The organism is Magnetococcales bacterium, from assembly GCA_015231755.1.
In the GTDB taxonomy this organism is placed as follows: domain Bacteria; phylum Pseudomonadota; class Magnetococcia; order Magnetococcales; family Magnetaquicoccaceae; genus Magnetaquiglobus.
Genome location: JADGAZ010000003.1, coordinates 92435 through 114426, shown reverse-complemented (window position 1 = coordinate 114426; position 21992 = coordinate 92435). Strand labels below are relative to the sequence as shown.

Genomic DNA, 21992 nt, shown 5'->3' with positions numbered 1-21992 from the left:
GCATGGTCAAGCATCTTCACATCATTGGTGTCTGCGGCACGGCCATGGCTGGCATCGCCGCGTTGGCCCAGGAGAGCGGCTGGCGGGTCACCGGATCCGACGCCGGGGTCTATCCTCCCATGAGCGATTTTCTGGCCGAACGGGCCATCCCGGTGGCGGAGGGATTTCGTCCGGAAAATTTGCATCCGGTTCCGGATCTGGTGGTGGTGGGCAATGCCATCTCCCGGGGCAATCCGGAGCTGGAAGCGTTGATGGATTCGGACATCCCCTTTGTTTCCGGACCCGAATGGCTGTTTCAGCATGTGTTGCAGGGGCGTCATCCGGTGGTGGTAACCGGCACCCATGGCAAGACCACCACCACCAGCCTCATGGCCCGGGTGTGGGAAGAGGCGGGTTGGGGGGCGGGATTTTTGATCGGGGGCATTCCTCTGGATTTTGGTCTCGGTGCCCGGGCGCCGCAAGGCCCCTGGGTGGTGATCGAGGGGGACGAATACGATACCGCCTTTTTCGACAAGCGACCCAAGTTTCTGCACTATCGTCCCCGCACCCTGATTTTGCACAATCTGGAATACGATCACGCGGATATCTATCCGGATCTGGAATCCATCCGGGTGCAGTTCCGGCTGTTGCTGCGCACCGTGCCGGCTTCCGGACTGATCCTGGCCAACGGGGACGATCCGGAGATCGAAGCCTTGCTTTCCCATGCCCACTCCCGGGTGATCCGGTATGGCCTGGAGGCTCCCCATCCGTTTTCCGCCCATCTGGATCAAGAGGACGGGCGGGTCTGGACCCTGTTGCGGGAGGGACGACCGCTGTTCACTGTCACCTGGAATGCCACCGGGCGGCACAATGTGATGAACGGTCTGGCGGTGGCGGCTGCGGCCCTGTCCCACGGCATGGATCCCTTGCGGGTCCGGGATGGACTGGCCGCTTTTCGCGGTGTGGCCCGTCGGTTGCAACTGCGCTTTGAAATCCGGGGTGTGGCGGTTTATGATGATTTCGCCCACCACCCCACGGCCATCGATACCACCTTGCGGGGATTGCGCGCCAGTGTGGGCGAGGCCCGGATCTGGGTGATCCTGGAACCCCGTTCCAACACCATGCGGCGGCGGATCCATCAGGATCGTCTGGCCCCGGCCCTGGCGGCGGCGGATCGGGTGGTGCTGGCCCGTCCGGCGGCCCGTGGACTGGCTGCCGACGATCTTCTGGACGTGGAGGCGGTGGTGGAAACCATCAATCGGGCCCGTCCCTTGTCGGGTCACGAACCCAGGGCCATGGTGGTGGATGGGGCGGCGGAAACCGTGGCCCATCTGCAAGAACGGTTGCGCCCCGGCGACCGGGTGGTGGTGATGAGCAACGGGGGATTCGACGGCATTCACGAGCGGTTGCGGATCATGTTGTCCCAGGGTGGCTGATCGAAGGGGATGGGCGCAGATGAGACAGGAAGGGAGTCTGGCCGGTAAGTTTTTGATTGCCATGCCCGGTCTTCGCGACGCCAATTTTGAGCGGGCGGTATTGTTCGTCTGCTCCCACAACAGCGACGGGGCTTTGGGTTTGGTGATCAATCAACCCCATCCCGTCTCCATGCACGAAATCATGCAACAGTTGGGGTTGTCCTGGCGGCGCACGGATCAGCATCCCCTGGTGTATCAGGGCGGTCCCGTGGCCCTGGATCGGGGTTTCATTCTGTATGAGCGCAGTGTGCCTTGTCCGGGTTATATCGAGGTGGAAAAGGGACTGTATCTGGGAACCAATCCGGATATCCTGCGTCATCTGGTGGATGAAACCGGAGGGCGGTTTCTTCTGGCTCTGGGTTACTCCGGCTGGGCCAGCGGACAGTTGGAGGCCGAATTGCGGGCCAACACCTGGCTGGTGAGCGAGCCGAACCGTTCGGTGCTGTTCGACGCTCCGGCTGTGGACCGCTGGAGTACGGCCATGCGTGGCCTGGGAATCCATCCGGCTTTGCTGGCCGATCCCGGCGCGCATTTGATCAATTGAATCCTTTTCGATGGTCTTTGGGATGGATGAAGGGGCATGATTCAACCTTCCTTGCGGCAGTTTCACACACTGGCCACTCTGGGCAATCTGATTCCGGTCTATCGGGAGATCATGGCGGATCTGGATACTCCGGTTTCCGCCTTTCTCAAGGTGGCGGATGGCCAGCCTTACGCCTTTTTGCTGGAATCGGTCCAGGGCGGGGAGAAATGGGGCCGCTACAGCATGATTGGTCTGGATCCCATGGCCCTGTTCACGGTTCACGGCAACCGGGTGGAGATCCATCGACCGGTTGACGGCTCCCGCGTCGAGGAGGAGGGGGATCCCATGGCCATCCTCAAGCGGTTCATGAGTCGTTTCCGTCCAGTGGCCGTAGAGGGGTTGCCCCGGTTCCACGGGGGGGCGGTGGGCTATTTCTCCTATGACATGGTGCGCTGTTTCGAGCGCATTCCGGATGACAATCCCAACGTGCTGGGATGTCCCGATGCCCAGTTCATGTTGACCGATCTGACCTTGATCTTCGACAACCTGTTCGGCAAGCTCAAGGTGGTGGTCAACGTTCTGGTGGAGCCGGGAGATTCCCTGGATCGGTTGTACCAGCAGGCCACCGCCCGCATCGACGCGGTGGTGGAAAAACTCAAGGCGGGTCTGGCCCGCGCTCCCTCCCGTGTCCCCGGCCAACCGGTCACCGAAGCCGATTTCGTGCATGAAACCTCCCGGGAAGCCTACGAGGAGTCGGTGCGTCGCGCCAAGGAGTACATCCTGGCCGGCGACATTTTCCAGGTGGTGTTGTCCCATCGGTTGTCGATTCCCTTCGAACATCCCCCCATCGCCTTGTATCGGGCGTTGCGGGCCACCAATCCTTCCCCTTACCTCTATTTTTTGCGCATGGGGGATTTTTCCATCGTGGGTTCCAGCCCGGAGATCCTGGTCCGTCAGGAAGGCGAGACCGCCACGGTGCGTCCCATCGCCGGCACCCGGCGTCGGGGCGCGGATGCCGCCCAGGATCTGGCCTTGGAGCAGGAGTTGCTCGCCGATCCCAAGGAGGTGGCGGAGCATATCATGCTGGTGGATCTGGGGCGCAACGATCTGGGACGGGTGGCGGTGAACGGCACGGTCAAGGTGACGGAACGTTTTGTGGTGGAACGCTATTCCCATGTGATGCACATTGTTTCCAACGTGGAGGCGCGGCTCAAGCCGGGTCTGGACGCTTTTGATCTGGTGGCGGCCACTTTTCCCGCCGGGACCGTGAGTGGCGCTCCGAAAATCCGCGCCATGGAGATCATCGACGAGTTGGAGGTTTCCCGGCGTGGGCCTTACGCGGGGGCGGTGGGATACATCTCTTTTTCCGGTAACATGGATATGGCCATCACCTTGCGCACGGCGGTGATCAAGGGGGGACGGCTGTATGTGCAAGCCGGAGCGGGCATCGTCGCCGACTCCCGGCCTGAGCGCGAGTACGAAGAGACCCGGGAGAAGGCGCGCGCCGTGTTGCGTGCCGTGGATCTGGTTCAGCAAGGCTTGGAGTGAGGCTTTCATGCTCCTGTTGATCGATAATTATGACTCTTTCACCTATAATCTGGCCCAGTATTTTGGCGAGTTGGGGGCGGATGTGCGGGTGTGTCGCAACGACGCCTTGACCATCGAGGAAATCGAGGCCATGGCACCGGATCGACTGGTCATTTCCCCGGGGCCGGGCAATCCGGATCAGGCGGGGATCACCTTGGAGGTGATTCGGCGTTTGTCGGGTCGGGTGCCGATTCTGGGGGTGTGTCTGGGACATCAGGCCATCGGCCAGGCTTTTGGTGGTTTGGTGGTGCGGGCGCCCCATTTGATGCATGGCAAGACCTCGATTATCGAACATGACGGCAGTGGGGTGTTCACCGGTTTGCCGATGCCGTTTCAGGCCACCCGTTATCATTCGCTGGTGGTGGCCAGGGATTCGGTGCCCGAGTCGTTGCGGGTCACCGCCTGGACCGGAGATGGTCTGGTGATGGGATTGCGCCATCGGACCTTGCCGGTGGAGGGGGTGCAGTTTCATCCCGAGTCGATTTTGACCGAACATGGTCATGATCTGTTGGCCAATTTTCTGCGTGGTTGTTGACTATTGAAAAAAAAAGAAGGGGGCAGGGGAATTCATTCCCCAGGGTTTTGATTTTATCTTTTTGTCTTTTAAAAAATAAATTTTATATTTTTAGAAGATTTTAAAGTCAAAACCCTGGGGGAAGAATCCCCCAGACCCCCGCTTTTTTTTCAATTGTGATCGAATGGGGGCGGCTGGTGGAGATCAAGGAGATTCTGGGGCGATTGGTGACAGGGTGCGATCTGACGCGACTCGAAGCGCGCTGGATGATGGACCGCATCATGTCCGGGGAGATGACCCAGGCCCAGATCGGCGCCTATCTGACCGCCTTGCGTCTCAAGGGAGAGACTGTGGACGAGATCGCCGGGTCCGCCATGACCATGCGCGACAAGGCCACCCGCGTGGTCGCCACCGGCGATGTGATCGACACCTGCGGCACCGGCGGGGATGGCCTGGGCACCTTCAACATCTCCACCACCGTGGCTTTTGTGGTGGCGGCCTGCGGTGTCACCGTGGCCAAACATGGCAATCGCGCCATCTCCTCGAAAAGCGGTTCTGCGGATCTGCTGCTGGCTTTGGGGGTGAAAATCGATCTGGAACCGCCGGCGGTGGAGCGGTGTCTGAAAGAGGTGGGAATCGGTTTTTTGTTTGCGCCCCGTCATCATGGGGCCATGCGTCACGCCATGGGGCCCCGTCAGGAGTTGGGCTATCGCACGGTGTTCAACCTGCTGGGTCCGTTGACCAATCCCGCCGGTGCGCCGAATCAACTGCTGGGGGTGTTCGACGCCCGTTGGGTGGAACCCATGGCCCGCGCCCTGGGGGTGCTGGGATCCCGTCACGCCATGGTGGTGCATGGTTTCGACGGTCTGGACGAAATCACCACCACGGGTTTGACCCATGTGGCGGAGTGGACCCCGGAGGGTGTTGTGAACCGGTATGAGATTCATCCGGAACTGTTCGGCATTCCCCTGGCCCGGCCCGAGGATCTGGCGGGAGGGGATGCGGCTTTCAACGCGGGCATCACCCGTGGCATCCTGGCAGGAGAAACCGGTCCCCGCCGTCACATCGTGCTGCTCAACGCCGGGGCCGCCCTGAAGGTGGCGGGCAAGGCCGAGACCATCGGCGCAGGCATCGCGTTGGCCGCCAACGCCCTGGATCGGGGTGCGGCTTTGGACCGTCTGAACCAGTTGATTCACGTTTCCAACTCTTTGAGCAGTGCATGATCATGGCCGGAACCACCATTCTTGATCGCATCATGGCCCGGAAAAAAGCAGAGGTGGCCGAGGCGCGCCATCGAATTTCCGAGTCCGGGTTGCTGGCCGCCTGTCGGGGCATCGAGCCGCCCCGAGGTTTTGCGTCGGCTCTGGTGAAACAGGCGGGCGCGGCCAAACCGGCGGTGATCGCCGAAGTCAAGCTGGGATCCCCCTCCAAGGGTCGCATCCATCCCCCTGGCCTGACCTTCGATCCGGCGGCCATCGCCCAAGGGTATGCCCAGAACGGGGCCACCTGTCTGTCCTGTCTGACGGATCGGGATTTCTTTTTCGGGGAGGGGTCGTTTGTGGCGCGCATCCGGGATCGGGTCGGGTTGCCGGTGTTGCGCAAGGATTTTGTTGATGATCCCTATCAGGTGGTGGAGTCCCGCTCTTTGGGCGCCGACGCCATTTTGCTGATCATGGCGGTTCTGGAGGTTCCCCAGGCACGGGAGTTGGAATCGGCGGCCTTCGAGTTGGGCATGGATGTGCTGGTGGAAGTCCACGACGAGGCGGAACTGGAGGCGGCCCACGAGCTGCGTACCCCGCTGATGGGAATCAATAACCGTAATCTCAAGAGCTTCGTTACCGATCTGGAGACCACTTTCCGGCTGTCGCGGCGGGTGGAAGCCGGGCGGGTGGTGGTCTCGGAAAGCGGAATTCGCGATTCGGAAGATCTGCGTCGTTTGATGGATCAGGATATCTTCGCGGTGCTGATCGGCGAGTCGTTCATGAAGGAGTCCGATCCCGGGGCCGCCCTCGGTCGCATGCTGGCTGGAGCGTCTGTGTGACCGTTCATAATTCTGTGTGATTTTGACGTGTTGGCCCTTTCCCCTGTTTTGCTTTTTTGTCTTGCTCGCGTCATGATTATGGGTACAATCTCATAAGTTGCATGTTGAGCAAAATATGCAAATCTAAAATTTGTCTGAAGTCGCATCACTTAGGGCCGTGCCGGTTGGTCAAAAGGGGGTGCCAGGGAGCGGTGCGCCTTTTCTGAAGGCGGGCTTTGTGTGGGCAGGGGGAGCGTCATGGTTGGTTGACGCGGCCAGTCATGAGCGTGAGTTTGGTTTGGGAACGGATATTCGCATGAAGGTCTCTTTTTTCAGGTTGCTTCCCTGGCTGGTGCTGGCCGTTGGTCTGACGGTGACCTCCTTGTGGCAGCGTTCTGCCGCATTCGAGTGGCGTGCCGATCTCCAACGTGAATTCGACTATCAGACTCGGGAGATCGTGACCCGTATCACCCAGCGCATGGCCACTCAGGAGCAACTGCTTTTGGGAGTGGGTGGGGTATTCGCCGCCTCGGAGTGGGTGGACCGGGGTGAGTTTCGCGATTATGTCGCCGCTTTGCAACTGGACGCCCGTTATCCGGGAATCCAGGGAGTGGGTTTTTCTTTGGCTTTGCGTCCCGAGGACAAGGCCGCTCACATCGCTTCGATTCGTGGCGAGGGTTTTGCCGATTACACCATCCATCCGGATGGAGAACGTCCCTTCTATGCCCCGACCATTTACCTGGAACCGTTTGCGGGCCGCAATCTGCGGGCTTTTGGTTACGATATGTTCTCCGAGTCCGTGCGGCGCATCGCCATGGAACGGGCGCGGGATACGGGTGGGTCGGCTTTGTCCGGCAAGGTCACCTTGGTTCAGGAAGATGGTCAACAACCGCAAGCCGGTTTCTTGTTGTATGTTCCAGTTTACCGCAATGGACGTTCCCTGGCCTCTGCCGAGGAGCGGCGCACCCATCTGGTGGGCTGGGCCTATTCACCGTTTCGTGTCCACGATCTGATGGATGGCATTCTGGGCCGCTACGGGGAAGGGGTGGATCTGGAAATCTACGATGGTCAGGAGGTGAATGCCGACTCCTTGTTGTTTGATTCCGATGCCTCCGTTTCCACGGTTTCGGTCCATTCCGGGCTGGATCCGGAGGCCGGGGAGTTTTCCAGGGTGCGGTCCTTGTGGTTGGCGGGTCATCTGTGGACCTTGCGGATGCAGGTGCTGCCGGGATTCAAGGCGGCTTTGGTGGCGGGTCGCGGCTCCAAGGTGATTGTGTGGATCGGTCTTTTGACCAGCGTGTTGTTGGCCCTGATTGCCTGGCAGTTGATGACCGGTCGTGAGCGGGCCGTGCTGTTGGCCGAAGAGATGACACGGGCGTTGAGAGAGAGCGAAGAGGTGCGGCGGCGTGACGCGGCTTTGGTGCGTGCCGTGGTGGAAACGGCCTGCAATGCCATTGTGGTGATGGACGCCAACAAACTGGTGCATATTTTCAATCCGGCGGCGGAGCGGGCTTTTGGTTACGCCGCGGAGGAGATGATGGGACAAAATGTAAACCGGCTCATGCCTCATCCAATCCGGGATGCCCATGATGGGTATGTGGATCGGTATCTGGAGAGTGGCGAACGCAAGATCATTGATCAGGGGCGGGAGGTGGTGTGTCAGCGTCGGGATCAATCCACCTTCAAGGCGGAGTTGTTCGTCAGCGAGATGCGGGTCAGTGGTTTTCGGATGTTTGTGGGGGTGATCAACGACATCACCGAGCGCAAACGGGCCGAGGAGACCCTGATTCTCGCCCGCAAGGTGTTCGAGCACGCGGGCGAGGCCATCTTGATCACCAATGCGGGGGGAATGATCACGGATGTGAATCCGGCTTACGAATCGATCACCGGTTATCAGCGGGATGAGGTGGTGGGCAAATCGCCTTCCATCACCAAGTCGGGGCGGCATGACGACGCTTTTTACCGGGAGATGTGGCAACAGTTGTTGACCAACGGTCAGTGGGAAGGGGAGATCTGGGACCGGCGCAAGAATGGGGAGGTGTTTCCCAAGTGGGTTTCCATCAGTGCGATTCGCAATTCCGCTGGTGAGTTGACCCATTACATGGCGATTTTTCTGGACATCAGCGATCAAAAGGCGGTGGAGCACAAGTTGGAACGGTTGGCGTTTTACGATGCTTTGACCGGGCTTCCCAACCGGATGTTTTTTCAAGAGCGTCTTGCCCAGGATCTGGCCCGGGCCAGGCGTATGGAGGCGCAGTTGGCTTTGATGTTCATTGATCTGGATCGTTTCAAGTGGGTCAACGATACTTTGGGGCATGCGGCTGGGGATAATCTGCTCAAGCAGATCAGTCAGCGTTTGCGGGATTGTGTGCGTGAGAGCGATACCGTGGCCCGTTTGGGGGGGGATGAGTTTACCATTATTCTGGCGGATCTGGCCAATACCGATCATGTGGCCCAGGTGGCGCAGAAACTGATCGCTACGGTCTGTGAACCGGTTCATATCTTAGAGCAAAATGTCTATGTGGGAGCCAGTGTGGGGATCGCTCTTTTCCCCACCGATTCCGGCAATCAGGAGACCTTGATCAAGTTGGCGGACATGGCCATGTATCAGGCCAAGGAGGCGGGTCGGAACACGTTTCGTTTTGCTTCCAAGGAGGTTCACATCAAGGCGTTTGATCGGATCGCCATGGAAGATGAGTTGTACAAGGCTTTGGATCGGGAGCAGTTGGTACCGTTTTATCAGCCCAAGTGGGATTTGAAGAAGGATCGGTTGTGTGGTGCCGAGGCTTTGGTGCGGTGGATCAAGCCGGATGGTGTGTTGGTGAATCCGGGGCAGTTCATTCCTTTGGCTGAGGAGACCGGATTGATTTTATCGATTGGCAAGCAGGTATTGTTTTCGGCTGCGGCGAGTACGGCGCGATGGACCAAGGGGAGTTTGATTCCGTTCAAGATGGCGGTGAACATTTCGTCACGGGAGTTTCAGCAATCGGATTCGTTGGAGCAGATTCGGGATTCGTTGGAGAAGACCGGGTTGCCTGCGGAGCGTCTGGAAATTGAGATTACCGAAAGTATGGTCATGGGCAATGTGGAGCGGGCGGTTGGCATCATGAAGTGTTTGCGCAATTTGGGGATTTCCTTGGCCATGGATGATTTTGGCACGGGTTATTCTTCGTTGGGTTATTTGAAGCGTTTTCCTTTGAATACGTTGAAGATCGATCAATCGTTCGTGAGGGATTTACCGGATTGTCGGGGGGATGGCGCGATTGTGGAGGCGATTTTGTCCATGGCCCACGGGTTGAAGTTGCAGGTGGTTGCAGAGGGGGTGGAGACGGAGGAGCAGCGGGAGTATTTGTGTCAGAGGGGGTGTGAGGCGATTCAGGGCTATTTGATTGGCAAGCCGATGCCGGAGAAAGAGTTTATCAAGTTTTTTTCGTAGGAGGGACGGTTACTTTCAATGGGTTTGGGATGATCCGGGCGACAGGGCCGATTCGATTTCGGCTTTCACGGCGTCATCGCTCTCGATCGTTAAACGTTCCTGTAGCCAGGCCTTGATTTGATTCATGATCCGGTTTTGATTTGAATGTAAACCGGTTTCTTTTTCGATCTCCATCATACGTTTTCCCAACCCCCAGGCCGCGTGCATCCTCACCATGGGAGCCTCGTGCCTCAACAAACGCTGCAATGACCACAACCCGTCCGGATCCTGCCCGTTACCCAACGCCGTGGCCACATTGCGCAAGAAACGGGTCAAACCAACCCTCTTCACCGGCGTCCCACGAAAAATGCCCTGAAAAGCCACCCCGTCCAACGCCGCCCACGCCATCAAAGAACGCAGGGTTCCTGCCACCGGCGCCTGGCTGGTAACCGGAGCGAAACGGTTCCAGGGACAAACCCGAATGCACACATCGCATCCAAAAATCCGATTGCCCAGCGCCTCCCGGTATTCACGGGGAATCGGCTCCCGACTCTCTACCGTGAAATAGGCCAGACAACGGGAGGCGTCCACCCGATAGGCTTGACTCAACGCCCCAGTGGGGCAGGCCCGTTGACACCGGTCACATGTTCCACAATGATCGGTGACCACCACCGGGTCTGGAGAGAAAGGTAAACCCAAAAACAACTCCGCCAGCATCAACCAGCCACCAAAACCACGGGTCACCAGCAAGGCGTTTTTTCCCTGCCATCCCAACCCGGCAGCCGTGGCCAACGGTTTTTCCAATACGGCGCCTGTGTCTACGAAGAGACGATGCCAGACCGGATGACCCAACTCACCCTCCAGCCATATGGCCAGCTCTTGAACCTTTTGTTTCAGGACATCGTGATAATCCCGACGGCGGGCATAGGCGGCGATTACCCCTTGATCCCCGTCCTCTTCTCCGGGCTGTGCCGGACCGGGGGCCAGATTGAAACCCAATACCAGAATCACCCCATCCCCTTCCATCCAATGACCCGGGTCGGCGCGACGCTGCGGATCCCGCGCCAGCCACGCCATGCCCCCATGACACCCCTGATCCAGCCAGGGTTGCAACGCCTGGGCATGGGGGGGAGGACGGACCGGGGCGAATCCCGCCATGGCAAATCCCATGGCCAGAGCCTGTCGACGCAAGGCCTCTTTCCGTTGCTCCCAAGGATTGGTAGACTTGGACATGTTTTCCAAAGGTTGGCCGTCCCTCGTCCTTTATTGATGGAAGGATATTCGCGATGATCCCGCTGGAGCCTTATTATGAACTCTCCGATGCCGATCTGGATAGCCGCATTCATGCCGCCAAGGCAACCCTGGGCAGCCAATGCGTGATCCTCGGCCACCACTATCAACGGGAGGAGGTCTACAAGTTCGCCGATCTCACCGGTGACTCCCTCAAGCTCTCCCGGCTCGCCTCGCACCGGACCGATGCCCGGCATATCGTCTTTTGCGGCGTCCATTTCATGGCCGAGGTGGCGGATATCCTCTCCGCGCCCCACCAGACCGTGATCCTCCCGGATATGGCCGCTGGCTGCTCCATGGCCGACATGGCGGATCTGCCCCGGGTGCAAACCGCCTGGCAGGAACTCGGCGCTTTGATGGATGTGGAACAGGTGATGACTCCCATTACCTATGTCAACTCCATGGCCGATCTCAAAGCCTTCTGCGGCGCCCATAACGGCGTGGTTTGCACCTCCTCCAACGCCTCGAAAATTCTGCAATGGGCCTTTGCCCAACGGGAAAAGGTGCTGTTTTTCCCCGATCAACACCTGGGGCGCATCAGCGCCTTCAACCTCGGCGTTCCTTTGGAGCAGATGGTGGTCTGGGATCCCACCCGGAAAAATGGTGGAGTCTCCCCCGAAGCCCTGCGACAGGCCAAGGTGATCTTGTGGGATGGGTACTGTTCGGTGCATCAGATGTTCCAGCCTGCCCATGTGGAACAGTTCCGCGCCCGTCATCCCGGCATTCGGGTGATCGTCCATCCGGAATGCTGCTTCGAGGTGTGTCGCATGGCCGACCTGAGCGGCTCCACCGAATTGATCCAGAAAAGCGTGCGGGAATCCCCTCCCGGCTCGGTCTGGGCCGTGGGCACGGAGCTGAATCTGGTCAACCGCCTGAAACACGAAATGCCCGACAAGGAGATCCATTTCCTCTGTCCCACCATCTGCATGTGTTCCACCATGTTTCGCATCGACGCCCAGCATCTGTGCTGGACCCTGGAGAATCTGGTGGCGGGAACCGCGGTGAATGTCATCTCCGTGCCATCCGAGGTGGCGCAGTTGGCCAAGGTGGCTCTGGACCGCATGCTTTCCATCGCGTGAGCCACCCCATGACCGAACAGGATCAGGCCCGGTTGCAAAAATATCAGCGGACCTGGGGACGGCTGCGGGCGCTGTCCGTGGATCCGGACCTTGCGCGATGATCTTTCTGCCGTTGTTTTTGGGGTTGGCTTTGCTGCAATGGGGGGTTATGGGTGTGATTCCAATCGACATCAACGAACTGATGCATCTGTCGGATCAATCCCGTCTCACCGAGGCGCAACTCATCGAGCGTCTTGCCGCTCATCGCATCGTGTTGATCGGCGAGTCCCACGACAATCCGGCTCATCACGGGGTGCAGTTGCGCGTGATCCGGGCCTTGCGCGCCCGTCATCCGGAGATGGTTGTGGCGATGGAGATGTTTCCCCGCACGATGCAGCCGGAACTGGATCGTTGGGTGGCCGGAGAGTTGAGCGAGGAGGCGTTCCTGGATGCGGTGGAATGGTATTTCACCTGGGGATTCGACTTTGAACTGTATGGACCGATTTTGCGTTACGCCCGTGACGAGCGTTTGCCACTGCTGGCCATGAACCTGCCCCGGGAGATCGTCTCCCGGGTGCGCAAGACAGGCCTGGCGGCCCTGGAACCATCCATCCGTGACACCCTGCCATCCATCACCCCTGCCAGCACACCCTATCGCATCCGGTTGGAGGAGGTGTTCAACTCCCATCCGATGATGTCGAAGGGGGGGCCATTCGACTCTTTTGTCGAGGCCCAGACCCTGTGGGATGGGGTGATGGCGGATTCGATCCAACGTTGGAGAGCAGCCCATCCCCATGGGGTGGTGGTGGGATTGGCGGGTTCCGGGCATCTGCTGATGGGACATGGCATTCCCCATCAATTGCGGGCGCGGGGCGTGACGGATCTGGTCACGTTGCTCCCTTGGACCGGATCGGACTCCTGGATCGATCCCGAGGCCGCCGACTATGCCTGGGGTACCCCCGAAGCCCCGGAATCCCCCCCGCCGGTGCGTCTTGGGGTGATTCTGGACGAGCAGCGTCGGGATGGGGCCTGGGTGACCGGCATTCAGGAGGAGTCACCGGCTGCCCGCGCCGGTCTGAAAAGCGGGGATCGGCTGTTGCGTCTGAACGGTCGGGAGATTTCAACCCGTCATGCCCTGGTGCGACTGCTGCAAGGGGTCTCCCAGGGATCGCCGGTGCGGTTGCAACGGGAACGCGAAGGACGGACAGCGGAAATCGAGCTTCCCATGGCGACATCCCCCTCCCCATGAATGCCATGCCTGATCCGGAGAATTTTTGAGTGCGGATGCCCGCGGTTCGACGCCATACCCAGCCGTTTGAAACGCTCCATCCGTGGGCCGGGGAGCGGGAATGGATCGATCCGTGGATGTTTATCACCCTTTGCAACAGCAGGCAGGAGCGGACAACTCGGGACGAAAGCTTGCCTTTTCTCGAAGGTCAAAATCCGGTCGGCAGCCGGTGACCCGATTCATGTAACCAAAAGTAAAAACTGATTTTCTTTTTGACTTTTTGGAGCAATTCATTCATGTTTGTGTTAATGCTATAGAATGGTGTCAAGGGGGGGATCGGCCTGTTTGGGGCCGAACCGAAGCCTTTGTGTGTGGCCGAAATTATGATGTTTCAGGGGATGGATCATGCTCGAAAAACGAAACCTCGTGGGGATCTGGTTGTTGCTTTTCGCCGTGTTGGGTCTGCTGGTACCCGCCGAGGTGGCGCAAGCCGCCACGTATGATGCCACGGGACGGTGGATGGTCGCGTTTGCGCCCACTTCCCCCGCGACACCGCCATCAAACTTGTGTCTGCCCATTCCCCCCGAGCGCTTTGTGGCCACCCTGGCCCAAAGCGATGACACCTTCACCCTGACCGAACTGGGCGGCGCCCAGGGATCCGGGACGATCAACGGCGAAACCTATGCCTATCAGATTACCCGGGCCAACGGCAGCACCAGCACGGTCTCCCTCATCCTGGCCAGCGGCGATTCCGGAACCGGAACAGCCACTTCATCCTGGTCCGATGGGCAGGGGGGAACCTGTTCGGCCTCCGGCACCGTGACGGTCAACCGGGCCATCGACGCAATTTTCGATGTCAGCGGTTCCTGGAATGTCCAGGTGAGCGCGGATCAGCTGGATACCACCTTGTCCAACCCGGCGTGTCTTCCGGCTCCGGCCAAAACCCTCCAGGCCGCGATTGTGCAGGCGGGTAATACCTTCTTGATTTCTTTCAATGACTCTCCCCATCTCACCGGGGATATCGATGGAGCCATGCACACGGTGGCCTCCATCCAGACCGGTACGCAAACCGCATTTTCCTACACTCATTTTCTTTTGATCAACGCCGATTCCGGCAATGGCGCCATGCATTGGGTCAACAACACCGCAGGACAGGTGTGCACCGGTTCCAACACCGTCACCCTGACCCGCGCCGGGGTCACCCCCAATCCGGATGCCACCCTGTCGGTCCTCCCGATGAATCTCACCGTGGGGCAATCCCGACTGCTCCACATGGATCATGTCACCGGCACGCCTTCGGTCAGCACCTCCCCGGAAACCGGTGTGGTTTCCATGAGTAACGCTGGTGGTGTCACGCGGATTCTGTGCGAGGCCCCGGGTCAGGCCACAGTCACGGTCACCGATGCCAATGGCTCCGCCGCGGCTATCGTCTCCTGCGTGGCGGGGGTTCAACCCGGCGCCAGCACCGAATATCCCATCGCCGATTGGATCTTCACCCCCGGTGTGACCCGTGTGACCCAGGAGCATTGGCAATCCGACAACGCCGGAGGATGGGCCAACGATGGTTATCGTTGGTCGAGGAGCGGGGCAAGCGTCTCTTTCCTGGATCGTGGCACCCTTTCGACGCTGGCGGGTGACGAGGGGATGATCTATACCATCGATGATAAAGGTTTGACTTTTCATGGCGAAAAAGGGTTCGATGGGCAGAAGGAAGGGGTGCGTCACAAGGCCTTTTACGGCTTCGTGAATCCCCCGGTGCTGGATCCGGGGGCCGTGGAGATTCTGCCGGAGCATGTGGCTCTGTCGAACCTGACCCCGCCGGTGCCCATGCTGCCTCCCACGGTTGTGGATGGCCACACCGCCACCACCACCCGGATCGAATACGAGCTGGATGCCGCGGGTCAGCCCATTGACGGGCATTGGACCGTGGTGAAACAGGATGTGACGGTTGCCGGCGCGGTGGACCTGCTGGCGGAACACCCCCCGGAGGGATTGCAGGATGATCCCCGGTTTCTGGAGTGGCGGGACGCCATCACCGATGGCGGCGTGTTGAACCGGTTGACCGGCGTGATTCGCCTGCATGTGACGGAAACCCGTTTCCGTTCCGGGACCAATCCCCCCGAGAGCGGAGGGGGGGACATTTTTCTGGCCAACGGGCTGGGCATTGTGTTTGAACGTTGGAACGAAGGCGATGGCCGGTCGGTGGGTGCCTTGATGGCCCTGGACAAGGGCAATGGCCTGATCTCCGTGACCGGGCAGACGATTGTGGCCAGACAGTTTCGCATCGATGCCCCCGCGGGTACCATCTTGGAACATCCGTTTGTCCAGACGCGGGTGGAACACAGCCAGGGATCTTTCGCCGCCTCTCCCCACGTCCACGAAACCACCGGTTTTTACAACGAAACCCCCAATGGCAACAGCGCCTTGTTGACCGTGTATGACCGGGCCAACGACCTGGAGTCCGATTCCACCCGGGTGGTGCGTTTGACCCACGGGGCCAAGGGATATGAGCGTCAGGTGGCGGTGGATGTGGATGTGTCCACCCTGCCCAATCCGGCGGTGCTGGTTTTGACCAACGATCATCTGGGTCGGCCTGTCACGTTCACGGTCAAGGATGGCTCTGGCACCATCATCGCCAATACCGGGGTGCGTGTCGCTCCGGTGCAAAATGGCCTGTGCGCCTTCCCCCTGGCTCAGTATCAGGAACTCTCTGCGCAAGGTCAGGCCACCTTCACCCTGGCCCCCGGCCAGCGTTGCGTGGAGATCTGGCCCAAAAATCCCGGTGACTTCATCGGTGGTTGGTATGATGCCACCATTCCGGTGGGACTGGTCAATGTGATCGCCCCCAACTCGGGCATGCAGGGGCTGCCGTTCCCCTTGGCCGACGCCGTCACCGAGGTAAAACTGGTGGTGGGCCGGGATGTGGCTCCTGGTCACAACCGGGTGACCGGTAAACTGACCAATGGCCTCCAGGGGCTGGCCAATGCCGAAATCCTCGCCTATCCCGTCGGGGGAGGCGAACCCTATCTGTTCCATACCGACGAGACCGGTGCCTTCACCCTGGATCTTCCCGCCGGCGCCTATGTTTTTGTGTTTCGTCACACGGGCAGCGGTTTTGTCGCCCAGGGCTATCTGACCGCCATCGGCGCGACCAATCTGCTGTCTCCCACCCAGGGGGTCGGGCAACATGTCTTTTCCGACCTGCTCATCGGAGAGGTCAAACTCACGCCCGAGTTCCAGATCACCACCGCCACCCTTTCGGGGACGGTCACCGACGCGACCACGGCCCGCATCAGCGGTCCGGTCACGGTGCTGGTGCGCTCTCCCAATCCCACGGGCTTTTTCGCTCAGACCACCACCGGCACCGGGGGTGATTTCTCCGTGTCGTTGCCGTTGCACGAGGAGTTCCGGATCGAGTTCGTGGCCCGAGGCAACAGTATGCTGTATCGGGGTTTTGTCGATGCCTTCGGCAATGTGGTGGCGGACCGGAATGCCCAGTCCCCCCTGACGGTCCATGGCAACATGACCCTGAACGCCACCCTGATCGATGCCATGGGTGTTCAGACCTATCCCATCGTGGGCAAGGTGACCGAAAACAATGCCACCACCGTGATCCCGGTTCCCGGAGCCACGGTGCGGGCCGTGAGTCAGGCGGATGCCACCCGTGTCTTCGAGGCGGTCACCGACGCCATGGGGTATTACAACCTTTCGGTCGAGGCCGGTTCCTATCGGATCGAGTTTTTTGCCCGGGGTTATGTCGGCGGTCTGGCTAGCGGCCAAGGCACCACCGTGACCTTGGGTGGCGCCGGCGCGGCCCAGAACTATCTGCTGGGTGGAACCGGAGCGGCTTCCCTCAACCTGATGGTCGCTTTGACCAAGGAGTCGGGTTCCGGAGGCGGGGATCCCAATCTGCCCAGAATCACCATCACCGGCCATGTGAGCGGTGGCGCGGGTGCCTTGTCCAATATCTTGGTGGAATTCCAACCCGACTGGGAACAAAACACCGGATCCGTGGATATGGTTTCGGTCAAGACCGATGCCCAGGGCAACTATTCGGCCTCCATCCTTCCGGGCCTGTATCGTGTGATGTTCCGTGCGGTCTATTGGGACAACGGCGCGGGCCATATGGTCACCGTGCCCGGTGTGCTGGGTGACGGCGGGTTCTCGGATGGCAATGGTCAGGTCACCGAGACGCAAGAGGCGATTTATCTCTTCACGTTCGCCACGGATGATCAGGTCAATGCCCAACTGCCCAGTGGCACGCGTGTTTCCGGAACCGTGACCAATGCCGCCGGACAGCCTGTCCAGGGAGTCAAGGTGGAGTTCCAGCCGGATGCGGCACAGGAGGGCGCTCCGAATGGCCCGTGGATGGAATCCATCACGGATGCGGCGGGTCAATATGTGGTTTTCGTGCAGCCGGGTGCGGCCTATCGGGTCTATTTCAACACCAACTATTGGGACTGGCAGACCCAGAAACAGGTCAAATTGTCCGGTCTGGGGGGCTACAGCACCGATGCGGCGGAACATACCCTGTCGGGTGAGGCGTCCGAGGCCAAGATTTACACCTTTACCAACGAAGCCGAGGTGCATGGGCGCCTTTCGACCGGATTGACCATCCAAGGCATGGTTACCGCCTCCGATGGGGAGACGGCTTTGGCCGATGTGCTGGTACGTCTGCAACCGGAGTGGGATGCGGAGTCCGGCGGTTCCGGAACCTGGGCCGAGACTTACACCGATTCCATGGGGCATTACAGCTTCACGGCGGTGCCCGGCAAGTATCGGGTCGAATTTTTGACCTCTTATTGGAAGTGGGATACCCAGGAGCAGAAAACCCTGCCCGGCCATCTGGTGGGTGGTTTTGCCGATGGCCAGGGGGGCGTCGCTTCGGATTGGACCAGTGCCAAGCTGTTCAGGGTCGGGGCGGCCACCGAAATCAATACCCGTCTGCCCGCCGGCATGACCCTTTCCGGGAGCGTGGCTCTGGGGGATGGCACGCTGGCCAAGGGGGCGCTGGTTTATGTTCACACCCGGGATTGGACCACGGCCTTCCACGGCAAGGTGGACGAACAGGGTAATTTCGCCATCAACGTGAAGCCGGGTCTGGAATATCGGGTGCAGGTGTGGCCGGCCTATTGCGAACCGGGCAATACCGATGCGACGGCGGGTTGCGGCGAGGGTTTCGTGCCCTTCCTGGGTGGCAACTGGGTGACGCCGCCGGATGCCTCCTGGGTGACCGGTTGGCAGAGCGAGGATGTGTCCACCCGGCCTGTGGTGGTGGCCAGTGGTGTGGGCACCACGGATCCCATCCCCGGTTCGGTGATGGATCAATCCGATGACCATGTGGTGACCACCCTGCGCATGGATCAATCCTTGACCATCGCGGTGATGGTGGATGGCGGGGTTCAGGTGCAAGGACGGGTGGTGGATGGTGACAACAATGGCATCGCCCACGCCTGGGTCAGCAGTGATTTTGGCGATGGACCCACGGATCAGTATGGTTATTTCACCTTGAATCTGCCCTCGGCCAGTGTGGCCACCAAGGCTCGCGCCACCTTCTCGGTGAATGTGCAGCCGGGAGGATACGAGGATCCCGAAACCCATGCCTGGGTGCCAAGCGGGGATTTTATGGGTGGCGTGGTGTCCTGCGACACGGCGGGTGTGTGTCGCTTGAGCAGCGATGCCGCCCAGGCTGCGGCGTTCGGTTCGGATCTGGCTTCCGGGGTGGCTTGGCCTTTCACCAATCTGGGCAATGGCGTGACCGGCTTGCTGGTGCAGGCGAGCCGCGGGGTGACCATTTCCGGAACGGTTGACAATGGCTCCGGCGGGGTTGGTGATGTCTGGGTCAACGCTTGGTCCCACGAAAGTGGCGTCGGCGGTGGTGCGGCCACCGGGGGCAGTGGGGAATATGCCATCCGGGTGGCGACTCCGGCTGAGGGCGTCACGGTGTGGTATGAAGTCAGCCTCTGGAAAGAGGGGTATCTGGCTCCGGAAGCGAAGCTGGTGAAGGTTCAGGCTCAGGGTGTGGTCGGCGTCTATGCCATCGACACCTCCCATGCCGTGGATGACACCACCGGGATGTATCGTCCCAAGGCTGGTGAATTGATTCTGGGAGATGAGCGGGGCAGTGTGCCGGTCAATTTCACCCTGAGCACCGGCAACACCATTTCTGGCCGTGTGACGGACGGGAGCAACAACGGTCTGGCCTGGACTTGGGTGGACATTCACAGTCAGGACGGAAGCCGTTGGTACGGAGCCAACACGGACGAAAACGGCAATTACCGAGTGACGGTGGCGCCGGCCAACAACTATGTGGGTGTGGTCTGGGGTTGGAGCGGTTTGTATCGCACCACCTATTACAAGAACGCGGGCAAAGAGGATGAAGCGACGCTGATCGACGCTTCGGGGAGCAAGAGTCCGGAGAACGTGGACTTTTTGATGAACGCGGGAGCGAAGATCAGCGGCACGATCGCGGGTCTTGGCAAGGATACGAAGGTGCGTGTGAACGTGTGGTCGGAGAGCGAACGGGTCTGGGGCGGGACCGAAGTGGTGGGGACCGGAAGCGGAGCGGTGAGCTTTGAGGTATCGGGTCTGGCCCAGGCGGGAGACTATCGTTTGGATTGGCAATCGGACGTGGAGGATGTGCCGTCGGGATATTATGGCGGTGTGGCCGGGGGAGGGGCGTCGGGTCCGAAGAGTTGGGAGAAGGCGACGCTGTTGAGCACCTTGAACGGCAACGTGACGGGTGTGGCGGTGGATTTGGCGGCGGTGACCTCGAAGACCTTGAAGGTGAAGGTGACGGGTCTGGTCGCCGGTGCGAAGGTGGATGCCAACGTCTGGTCGGAAGAGTTGAGCGCGGGTCGCTGGAAGCAGGGGACGGCGGACAGCACTGGTCAGGCGCTGATTGAACTGAAGGGTCTGGATGCCAGCGGGAAGGATTACCGGTTGTTCGTGGGTGGTCCGGATGGGGGCTTCAAGACGGGCAACTTCAAAGGAGAGGTGGGTGCCAGCGACTATCCGGCCACGCTCGGGAGTCTGGTGGGCTGGGATCGGGCGACGCTGCTGGACATGTCGAGCGATCATTATGTGTCCATGCAGGTGGGCAGTGGCCGCAAGGTGACGGTGAAGGTGTCTGGCCTGAAGAGCGGTCAGAAAGCGTGGGTAGATGCCTTCTCGGAGACGACGTGGTCGTGGGGCGGTGGAGAGGTGTCGTATGGAAACGGTACCAGCGATCAGGTGGAGATCAAGGGTCTGGAAGCGGCGGAGGATTACCGGATTTCCATCTGGGGTGGCCAGATTCAGGGTGGCACGTATGCCGGCAACGGCAAGGCGCCGGGAGCCTGGGAGAGCGCGGAGCTGGTGAATGTGACCAGTGGTGACGCGACGATCGATCTGGTGGTGTCGTCCGGCAAGTCGATCGCCGGTACGGTGAACGGCATGAAGAAGGCGCAATGGGGCTGGGTGGATGCCTGGTCCAACAGCACCTATTCCTGGGGCGGAAACGCGGTGCAGGCTGCGGGATCGGGTGCGGATGCGTACACGATCGCCGGTGTGGGTTCGGCAACGGACTTCAAGGTGACCTTCAGCGCGGACGGGTATATGACGCAGAAGAAGTCGGATGTGAACACCAGCGGCGGGGACGTGACGGGAGTGGATTTCACGGCTTCGACGGGAGGCAGCATTGCCGGAACCATCACGGGTCTGAAGGCCCAGGAGTGGGTACGGGTGGATGTGTGGTCGCCGGCCACGGACGCGTTCGTGGTGGGGGGAGCGACCGCGGATGCCAACGGATCGGCGGCCTATACGTTGAGCGGCGTGCCGGATGGAACCGACTACGTGGTGGGTGTGTGGCGTGGTTATCAAGGGGTGTTTTACGCCACGGGTGGCGTGACGCCGGTGTGGGATAATCACAGCAAGGTGAGTGTGGTCAACGCGGGAGCGACGAAGGGAATCGACTTCAATCTGACGGCGGCGGGCAATCTATTCTACACGCTGTCGGGAACGGTGAGCGGCTTGGCGGCGGATCAGGTGGTGGAGATCAACGCTTGGTCGTCGACGGGGGGATCCCGGACGAGTGTGACCGGGAATGCGAACTACACGCTGGAGGGATTGCCGGCGGGTAATTATACGGTGGAGGTGAGTTCGAGCGGGTATGTGTCGCAGCGGACCAAGAGTGTGACGGTGAGCGACAACAAGGTGACGGCGTCGAGCTGGACAAGCGGCTGGAACGATGTGGGAACGGTGTCGATCAACGGCAATACCACCGGCTTGAACGTGGCCATGTTGACGGGTTACGCGATCAAGGGCACGGTGACGAGTGGCGGCAACGCGGTGAGCGGGGCATGGGTGAACGCTTGGTCGTCTGGCAATTCCATGGGTGGCGGCGCGGTGACCAACACCAAGGGAGAGTTCACGATCAAGGGTTTGTCGAACGCGACCTACAAGGTGGACGTGTGGACGCTGGAAGGGACGGCGGGCACGGACGTGACGGTGAACGGGGCGAACCAGACCGGCGTGACGTTGACGGTGGTCAAGGCGGCGGGGATCGTTCAGGGCACGGTGACCAGCGGCGGCAGCGCGGCAGGTGGTGCGATGGTGATCGCGTATGACGCCAGTGGCGTGGAGAAGGACCGTGCGGTCGCCAATGGGACGACCGGGGTGTACAAGCTGGAGGGTCTGGAGCCGAACCAGAGCTATACGGTGAAAGCGTTCAGCGCCACCAAGGTCAAGAACGCGGATTGGAGCGTGACCAGTGGTTATGCCACGGGAAGTGTCACCGCCACCAGCGCAGGGGCGGCATTGGATCTGGGATTGAACTGATCCATCGATGGATCCCGCACGTCCTTGGGTTGTTTTCTGTTGAATGCAAACGACAGGCAACCAAAAGGACGTGCGGGGAACTTCTG

The 21992-nt window shown here is 60.2% G+C and carries 11 protein-coding genes; 10 read left to right on the top strand and 1 reads right to left on the bottom strand.

Annotation, left to right across the window (positions count from 1 at the left end; genetic code table 11):
• Positions 1-2: 2 nt before the first annotated feature.
• The 7 genes from mpl (at position 3) to HQL98_02890 (ending at position 9534) form a co-directional block, all read left to right on the top strand.
• A complete protein-coding gene (mpl, locus tag HQL98_02920) occupies positions 3-1415 on the top strand; it encodes a UDP-N-acetylmuramate:L-alanyl-gamma-D-glutamyl-meso-diaminopimelate ligase (GenBank protein ID MBF0271017.1) in 1413 nt (470 codons plus the stop codon).
• A gap of 19 nt (positions 1416-1434) precedes the next feature.
• Positions 1435-1998 (top strand): YqgE/AlgH family protein, encoded by a 564-nt coding sequence (locus HQL98_02915; protein ID MBF0271016.1) that lies wholly within the window; start codon positions 1435-1437, stop codon positions 1996-1998.
• Positions 1999-2034: 36 nt separating this feature from the next.
• A complete protein-coding gene (gene trpE, locus HQL98_02910) occupies positions 2035-3525 on the top strand; it encodes an anthranilate synthase component I (GenBank protein ID MBF0271015.1) in 1491 nt (496 codons plus the stop codon).
• Positions 3526-3532: 7 nt separating this feature from the next.
• Entirely contained in the window at positions 3533-4099 is a 567-nt protein-coding gene (locus HQL98_02905; GenBank protein ID MBF0271014.1) for an aminodeoxychorismate/anthranilate synthase component II, read from the top strand.
• A gap of 176 nt (positions 4100-4275) precedes the next feature.
• Positions 4276-5301, top strand: a complete 1026-nt coding sequence (gene trpD, locus HQL98_02900) for an anthranilate phosphoribosyltransferase (GenBank protein ID MBF0271013.1) — start codon at positions 4276-4278, stop codon at positions 5299-5301.
• 2 nt (positions 5302-5303) lie between these two features.
• Positions 5304-6119, top strand: a complete 816-nt coding sequence (gene trpC / locus HQL98_02895; protein MBF0271012.1) for an indole-3-glycerol phosphate synthase TrpC — start codon at positions 5304-5306, stop codon at positions 6117-6119.
• Between the two features lie 295 nt (positions 6120-6414).
• Complete coding sequence (locus HQL98_02890; GenBank protein MBF0271011.1) at positions 6415-9534, top strand: EAL domain-containing protein; 3120 nt, start codon at positions 6415-6417, stop codon at positions 9532-9534.
• Between the two features lie 15 nt (positions 9535-9549).
• Here HQL98_02890 and queG read toward each other — a convergent pair whose 3' ends face one another.
• On the bottom strand, positions 9550-10746 hold the full coding sequence (gene queG, locus HQL98_02885) for a tRNA epoxyqueuosine(34) reductase QueG (protein ID MBF0271010.1): 1197 nt from the start codon (positions 10744-10746) through the stop codon (positions 9550-9552).
• 53 nt (positions 10747-10799) lie between these two features.
• Between queG and nadA the strand changes: the two genes are divergently transcribed.
• The 3 genes from nadA to HQL98_02870 all read left to right on the top strand — a co-directional run bounded on the left by nadA (position 10800) and on the right by HQL98_02870 (position 21906).
• Positions 10800-11882: a quinolinate synthase NadA gene (gene nadA / locus HQL98_02880; protein ID MBF0271009.1), complete on the top strand. Its 1083-nt coding sequence runs from the start codon at positions 10800-10802 to the stop codon at positions 11880-11882.
• A 97-nt stretch (positions 11883-11979) separates the two neighbouring features.
• Positions 11980-13110, top strand: coding sequence for a ChaN family lipoprotein (locus HQL98_02875; GenBank protein ID MBF0271008.1), 1131 nt, complete (start codon positions 11980-11982; stop codon positions 13108-13110).
• Between the two features lie 384 nt (positions 13111-13494).
• Positions 13495-21906 carry a hypothetical protein gene (locus tag HQL98_02870; protein MBF0271007.1) on the top strand — a complete coding sequence of 2804 codons (8412 nt, stop codon included), beginning with the start codon at positions 13495-13497 and terminating at the stop codon, positions 21904-21906.
• Positions 21907-21992 lie beyond the last annotated feature (86 nt).

Excerpts from the sequence above, each read along its gene's own strand:
- mpl (MBF0271017.1), top strand. The coding sequence starts at position 3 with ATGGTCAAGCATCTTCACATCATTGGTGTCTGCGGCACGGCCATGGCT.
- HQL98_02915 (MBF0271016.1), top strand. The coding sequence starts at position 1,435 with ATGAGACAGGAAGGGAGTCTGGCCGGTAAGTTTTTGATTGCCATGCCC.
- trpE (MBF0271015.1), top strand. The coding sequence starts at position 2,035 with ATGATTCAACCTTCCTTGCGGCAGTTTCACACACTGGCCACTCTGGGC.
- HQL98_02905 (MBF0271014.1), top strand. The coding sequence starts at position 3,533 with ATGCTCCTGTTGATCGATAATTATGACTCTTTCACCTATAATCTGGCC.
- trpC (MBF0271012.1), top strand. The coding sequence starts at position 5,304 with ATGGCCGGAACCACCATTCTTGATCGCATCATGGCCCGGAAAAAAGCA.
- HQL98_02890 (MBF0271011.1), top strand. The coding sequence starts at position 6,415 with ATGAAGGTCTCTTTTTTCAGGTTGCTTCCCTGGCTGGTGCTGGCCGTT.
- queG (MBF0271010.1), bottom strand. The coding sequence starts at position 10,746 with ATGTCCAAGTCTACCAATCCTTGGGAGCAACGGAAAGAGGCCTTGCGT.
- nadA (MBF0271009.1), top strand. The coding sequence starts at position 10,800 with ATGATCCCGCTGGAGCCTTATTATGAACTCTCCGATGCCGATCTGGAT.
- HQL98_02875 (MBF0271008.1), top strand. The coding sequence starts at position 11,980 with ATGATCTTTCTGCCGTTGTTTTTGGGGTTGGCTTTGCTGCAATGGGGG.
- HQL98_02870 (MBF0271007.1), top strand. The coding sequence starts at position 13,495 with ATGCTCGAAAAACGAAACCTCGTGGGGATCTGGTTGTTGCTTTTCGCC.